The organism is Actinomadura pelletieri DSM 43383, from assembly GCF_003634705.1.
In the GTDB taxonomy this organism is placed as follows: Bacteria; Actinomycetota; Actinomycetes; order Streptosporangiales; family Streptosporangiaceae; genus Spirillospora; species Spirillospora pelletieri.
Genome location: NZ_RBWU01000011.1, coordinates 1 through 6415, shown reverse-complemented (window position 1 = coordinate 6415; position 6415 = coordinate 1). Strand labels below are relative to the sequence as shown.

The 6415-nt window shown below is 62.5% G+C and carries 7 protein-coding genes; all 7 read right to left on the bottom strand.

Annotation, left to right across the window (positions count from 1 at the left end; genetic code table 11):
- Positions 1-412: 412 nt before the first annotated feature.
- Complete coding sequence (locus BZB76_RS33970; protein ID WP_121438558.1) at positions 413-901, bottom strand: hypothetical protein; 489 nt, start codon at positions 899-901, stop codon at positions 413-415.
- A 28-nt stretch (positions 902-929) separates the two neighbouring features.
- The gene (locus tag BZB76_RS33965; protein WP_121438557.1) at positions 930-1379 is read right to left on the bottom strand and encodes a hypothetical protein; all 450 of its coding nucleotides are present in this window, start codon (positions 1377-1379) and stop codon (positions 930-932) included.
- 2 nt (positions 1380-1381) lie between these two features.
- Entirely contained in the window at positions 1382-2923 is a 1542-nt protein-coding gene (locus tag BZB76_RS34455) for a midas domain-containing protein (RefSeq protein ID WP_147449655.1), read from the bottom strand.
- 1581 nt (positions 2924-4504) lie between these two features.
- Positions 4505-4696 (bottom strand): DUF397 domain-containing protein, encoded by a 192-nt coding sequence (locus BZB76_RS33955; protein WP_121438555.1) that lies wholly within the window; start codon positions 4694-4696, stop codon positions 4505-4507.
- Between the two features lie 37 nt (positions 4697-4733).
- On the bottom strand, positions 4734-4928 hold the full coding sequence (locus BZB76_RS33950) for a DUF397 domain-containing protein (RefSeq protein ID WP_121438554.1): 195 nt from the start codon (positions 4926-4928) through the stop codon (positions 4734-4736).
- On the bottom strand, positions 4925-5806 hold the full coding sequence (locus tag BZB76_RS33945) for a helix-turn-helix domain-containing protein (RefSeq protein WP_121438553.1): 882 nt from the start codon (positions 5804-5806) through the stop codon (positions 4925-4927). The genes BZB76_RS33950 and BZB76_RS33945 overlap by 4 nt, the downstream gene beginning before the upstream one ends.
- A 300-nt stretch (positions 5807-6106) precedes the next feature.
- A partial coding sequence (locus BZB76_RS33940) for a 3'-5' exonuclease family protein (protein ID WP_475647908.1) occupies positions 6107-6415 on the bottom strand: 309 nt, incomplete at its 5' end.

Sequence of the window (6415 nt, the reverse complement as noted above, 5' to 3'; positions counted from 1 at the left end):
ACCCGAAGCTCTGCATGGAGTACGGCCCCGGGATCGGCCCGTCGGCCTCCACATCAGCCGAGAAGTAAACCTCACGCTTAGGCATCGGCGTTCCTTGTGGCGCCTCCTGGAGCGCCCGCTTCCTGGGCCTTACCTTGTCTGGAAGACACCCACTTCTCGGCGAAATCAGCGGAGTCCTTGATGAACTTCTCCAACGTTGCCTCGTCGATCACAAACTCGGATGTCAACTTCGACAGAACCGCGCACTGGGCCGGGATGACGGCATATCGGTCATCTACTTCATCGTCGATTCTTAGATCCGGTCGGCAAGGAGTTCGGCCTGGGGGTGACGCATCGGCCTCCACATCAGGAGGGCGTTCACTTCACACGTAGGCGTCGGCGTTCCTCGTAGCGCTTCCGGAGTGGCCTCTTCCTACACCTGCTCTTGGTCGGCGGCCGCCCATTCGTTGGCGAGAATGGAGGAGTCCTTGATGAACTTCTCCAGTTCCGCATCGTTGAGTTTCGCTTCCTCTATGAGAGCCATAAGCAGGTACATTTCGGCCCGCGCCACACTGACCGGGTCCATGCCGAATGGCGGACGCTCACTCAAGCTTTCGTCGCCCAGGGCGAACCGAAGGAGCTTCTCGGCGACACGAGGGTTCAACTCGTCTGCATGCTCCTCAAGGCTGAGTCGATGGTCGGCGACGTACTGAATCAACTGCGGAACACTGTAGACGGGCGAGAACCTCTTCTCCGCTGCCTTGGTGAATGCGGCGTAGAGTAGAAGTGAGTACCCGAAGTCCGTCTCGTCCTTCAGTAGATTCTCGTGCCGCTTCAGCCAAACCTCGGAACCCTCGACCAGAAACGTGCGTAGTGCTGCCACGTGTTGGTCGCTGATCGTGATGGGAGCGTTGTCTGTCATGCCGAGATCCGATCTGGGAGCTTGTGTGTCAGTCCAGGTGCTCGTCCGCCTCAGCCCGCGCCTTCGCCAGGAAGCCGTCGACTTCGGCTTCGTCGAGGTCGGCTTCCGCGTTCAGTGCAGCTAGCAGGAGTATCTTCGTGCCGAGAAGTGTCTCGCCGTCGATGTCATCGCTTATGGTTCCCTTGCCGATCGCGTGCATGAGTACCTGCTCAGCAATGCCCGGGTCAAGCTGCTCGGCCGCGACTGGGTGCGCCGATCGCTGGTGGGCGACGAACTCTATCACTTCAGGCAATCCTGCGACACTGTTGCCAGCTGCGAACTTTCGGTCGACGGCCTCGAAGAAGGCGGCTGTGGTCAGAGCGATGTAGCCTGTCTGCTCGTCCTTCGTCTTAAGCTGGTCCAGAAGGCGCTCATGCTCGTCCATCTGGCCCAAGAGAAGGGCGCGCAGTGTGGCGAGCTGCTGATCGCTAACCTTCATGCTCACTCCTGTCTAGAGTGTCGGGATCTCCGGTACACACTCACCGCGCTGCCGAGTATCGCAGTCGCGAGGATGACTCCACCGCTTACGGTATCGGTCGGATTAACGTCTTTTATGTGGGGCTGGGGGGCGTTGCGATCGATCCTGACCTCTGCGTGCCCTGTTGGTGGTGACTTGAGGTTCAGGTCTTTCACACCTTTGATGACTTTCTTTGTAGCGTCGAATGCCGAGTTAACCCTATCGAAGTTCTCCCAGCGGCTCTGCCGGCGTTCCTCAAGTTCGGCGTCCCGGTCTGCCGGGTCATCCTCCGGTGGGCGGAGTTCGCCGCGCCCAGGTGTTCCATCGCGGAGGAGCTCGGGAAGCCGCCGATAACCGCTGGCGCCGTTGGTGGTTGGAATTTCGGGTTGGGTCTCGGCATTCCTATCACGGGGCTCGACCTGGGTGCCCGGTGTTCTGTCGTCAATGCGGTAGACGGGCGTGGACCACCGGGTGGTGCCATCGTTCGTTCTTGGCGGCCAGTCTGGAGGAGGCGCTGGTGCGTCGGGCTGTGGTCCGGCCTCGGACGTGCGGCGCTGGTCTCCGGCAGGCCGCTGATCTCCGGGAGCCGGGGCCTGTTCGTCCGTTACCTCTTGGCCTTCTCGGCCGGATGACATGTCCGGGGACTGCGGGGCCTGCTCGGCCTCGCCGGTCTCCTGCTCGGCATCGCGATCGGCGGTGTTGGACGAGCGTTCCCCGTCTCGGGGGAGCGACGGCTGGTTGTCGGCTTCGCCGTCATGGGTCTGGCCGGTTTCGTCGGATGGGCGCTGGGTGGTTTGGTCGGTGTCCCGAGCGCGGGGTTCCTCGTCCGGGACGTCGAGTTGCCCGGCCTCCTCTGTCTCCGCCTGTGCGTCTGTGTCTTCCGAGGGGCGCTCAGCTTCACCGGCTTCGGCGTCGGGTTCCCGCGTCTCACCCGGGATGTCGAGTCGCCTGGCCTCGCCGGTCTCCGCGTTGGCGTCGTGGTCGGCGGTGTTGGACGAGGGTTCCCCGTGCCGGGGGAGTGGCGAGCGGTCGTGCTCAGATAGGTCCTCAGTATCGGCTTCGCCGTCCTGGGGCTGGCCGGTTTCGTTCGGTGAGTCGGTAGCAGCCCGGTCGGTGTCCCGGGTGCCGGGCTCTTCGCCCAGGGTGTCGGATTGCCTGGGCCGTTCGGTCTCGGTCTGTGCGTCTGTGTCTTCCGGGTCGCGCACGGCCTTACCGGTTTCGGTGTCGGGTTCCCGCGTCTCGTCGTTGTCCTCCGGCTCGGCCGGGGTGTCTTGTGTCTGGTTTGTGTCTTCGGTCGAGGGGTTGTCCTCGACGGGCCTCTCACGCTGTTCGGTTTCGCGGGCCGCAGCGATTTGGGCGGCTCTGGCATGTTGCTCTTCGCGGGCGCGGCGGAGGCTTTCGAGGCGGGAGGGTTGGCCGGGGGCGCCGGGGTTGTCCGTTGTTGGTGCGGAGGAGCGGTCTTGGGTGTCGGGGGAGTCGGTGGTCTCGGTACGGGTGTCCGTTCCGCTGGTGCGCTCGAAGCCCACGCCTGGTGCCCTTTCCGCCGGTGGCCGCAAGTCCGCATGGACGATCAGCCAGATAACGGACGTATCGCCCGTTTCCCTTGCATGTCGAACGGGAGGCGGCGCGGGGTCGACCCTCCATGCGTCGCGTCCATGTAAGCGTGCATGTGGTCCTTTCGCACGTGCGAGATTTGTGCGCAGCGAACTTGGCTGACGACCCGGCAGTGTGACTGTGTGCTCTGCCAGCTCTTCGTGTCCACTATGCGTGGGAGGGGAGACGTTGCCGTCGTGCAGGCGGGAGAACCCAACGAATGCGGGAGCGCGAGAGAAGTATGGGGACGCCCCCATGCTGGGCGGACGCTGTGAGATCCGGGGGCGTCCTGGCTACATCCCCGAGGGTGTACCCACTTTGTCTATCGCTTCTGCGGCAGTGGCCGAGGAGGTTGATTGACCCAGCAGCGTGACTACGGCTTTTCGGTACGACCTCAAGAACTGGCGTCCCAAGACCTAACGGATAGTTGGAAAGCAGGGACTCATGGCTGGCCGGGTGAACCAGGTAGCTGCGCGGCGACGGTTGATGCCGGGCCGCGGCCTGCGGTGGCCGCTTCGGCATCGCCGCCGAACACGGCCGCGCGGGCCTGGGTGGCAGCGGTCGCCGGTTGCGCGCGGCGCTCGGACGGGTGCGCAGGCGGGAGGCGGCGACGGGCCAGGCCCGTCCGCGGACCGGTCGACTGGCGGGAGTGACGACTTGTGTACGTGTCTACAGCGGCTCCGCACTACAGGAGTCTGAGTTCGATCTGAGAGGACCGCCGCTCATCGGTGCGTCGTGAACGTTACCGGTTGGCTTGACGGGTGGCGCAACGGCGTGGGCAGGTCGACCTGGCCTTCGAGCAAAGGCTTGCCGAGAGGGAGACGCCTGGAGTGCTAGCAACGCGACGGCATCTCGGGCGACGAACTCAGAAACCGGTTTGCTAGGACACCTAGGAGCGACGGCTGGAGGTGGGTGCTTCCCGGTCGGCCCAGGTGAAGCAGCGGCGAGGGATAGTGATCCTGGTTCGCGTGCAGGGCCTTGCCGACGCCTACGCGATGTTCCTGAGATCAGGCGACGCGAGGACGGCACTTTGGAGGACGAATGCGAGAACTGGCGTCCCAATAGCCTTGATGGGCAGGTGCGAGGAGGGATGCTGCTCGGACGCCCGCTGAGACAGGCGTACGGCCGCCGCAGACTTGTGCACGTCTCCAGTGCTCCGCGCTAAAGACGTTTTACGGTCCTCTGAATGGGCCGTCGTTCATCGCTGTGTCATGAACATGACCGGATGACTAGACGGGCGTGCCAGTGGTATAGCGTTGACCCGTCCCTTCGGGTGGGCGGGCCTGCCGATGTCGAGACGAGGTCCTTTGGAAACCGAGTAGCACGAGCAGGGCATATGTGCAGACGAACGTAGGGGGTGACGCCCCGAGAAGCGTGGCGTAGGGGGCAGAGAAGAGAGGCTTCCGGCTGGCCCGAGAATCAAGTGTAGAGCCGCTGTGGATTCAGTTTCGTGACAACAGCGGCTCTGTCTACGAGTTCTGGGTTGGGCTAGGAGTCCGTCCGCCAACAGCGGATCATGAATGTGATCTGATGGCGACAAGGAGAGCGGTCCATTCTGAGGACGTCAACTCAAGAACGGGACTTCTGCTGTAAAGTGTGGAATCGCGGATAGCGACTGCTGTAGCGGTGCACCGACTTACCTCGACACAGTGACCGCCTGCCTCGCTATGGCTGGCCTTCCGCCATTGGACGTCTAGCTTTTTCATGCAGGAAAACCATTTTCGAGCGGAATTCGCTTGCGTGTTACGAACTTGATCGGATGCTCGTTAGTAGTGCGGTCCACTCCGCGCGGGTGATTTCCAGGATATGACCGATGCCGTTCTCCTTGGAATCTCGAATGCCTATGGTTTGACGGTCGTCGGCAGCCGCCACTTCGACACACTCACTTCCTGCCTCACTGTGGCTTGCCTTGCGCCACTGGGAGTACTTTTCATTCATCCACTGGCTCCTGTCTGCCTGGTCAAATGCTCCGCGATCTCAGTCAGTCTCGACAGACTGTCGTCGGGGGGTAGGGCGACGCGCCTGAGCTGATCATACCTTCGTGTATACCTGTCAACCTCTTCGGGTGCCGTGTGAACAACGTTAGTTGTAACTGTATCCACAACAGTCACGGGAGGCTCATCAGCCTCCGGAAAGGTGTAGAGGTAGAACGGTACGGTAGGAAGCGGATACTTCGGAGCCCTGATATCCACCGGCAGGAGCCGGACGGTCAGCTGCGGTGCTCCCGCGGCAGTGTCGATGAGGTGGCGAATCTGAGCTGCGAGGACCTCTTCGGGAACGATGATTCGACGTAGAGCGACCTCGTCAAGGACTAGGTCGTAGGTTGGGCCACCAGGCCGCAGGAGCTCCTCCTGGCGGCGAAGCCGAGCTTTGGTCATCTTCGCGGGAGAGAAGTCTGTCGGACCTTCAGCTTTCGCTAGTTCGATCATTGCGGCGATCATCTCGGGTGTCTGGAGGACGCCAGGTACAGAAGTGGGGTTGTAACTACGGATGGTGTCCGCTCCGGACTCGAGGTCCGCGTAGATGCGTTGGCGCGGCCCCATGGATTCACCGTAGGCGTCCCACCACCCTTTCTTAGCAGCGTCGGAGGCCAGGCGGACGATGTACGTCCACCGCTCGTCCGGCACTCCGAGAACGTCAAGAATGCGGATGACGTCGGCGACGTCAGGGCGGCCGTTGGCGTTCTCGAGGCGGCTGATCTTCGTCCGCGAGTAGTGGATGCGCTTGGCCAACTCGTCTGCCAGCAAGCCGTGCTCTTCACGGAGTGCGCGAAGCTCGGCAGCGAGACGGTGGCGTCGTGCGTATTGGCTACCCATGTCAACCTCCGGGGAGCTGGAGCGTGTTCGTCTAGCTACCCTGTGTCCACCATCGTTGTGATCTCGCGCGGCGAATTGAACGGGTTTCCTGGTCGAAAACGGTTACACTTTTATATCGAACAGGATCGTATATGGCCGCACAATTTCTTACGCTTCGACGGTCTTCGCTGAGCACGCTGGCTCGTCCGTCCGATCACCGAATCCCGGGGTCAGCGCAGATCTAAGCGGGGACCGACATGGTGCGGTCGACAGCGCGGGTGCTGGGAAGAGACACGGATGGAGGTGTTCCGCGGAGTGCCCCTATCTGGGTGGCCCGGCCCAGCGGACGAGGTTGTGGAAGAGTTCGGCCTGCTCGATCGCGTCGTCCAGAGCGTTGTGGGTGTGTGGCCGGGTGGACAGCAGTTCGGCGGGCATCTGTCTCTTGGTCGAGCGGGTCACCATGGTGTTGGCCTTGGCGGCGTACAGGCTCTTGAGGTCCAGGTGGCGGGAGTGGCCGAACGGAGACCCGGTGTTAGTGAACCGCATCCAGTACCAGTACAGAAACATCCAGTCGTAGCCGAGTGGGTAGGCCACCAGTACTGGCGACGCTTCCGCGGTAGAGGCCACCTT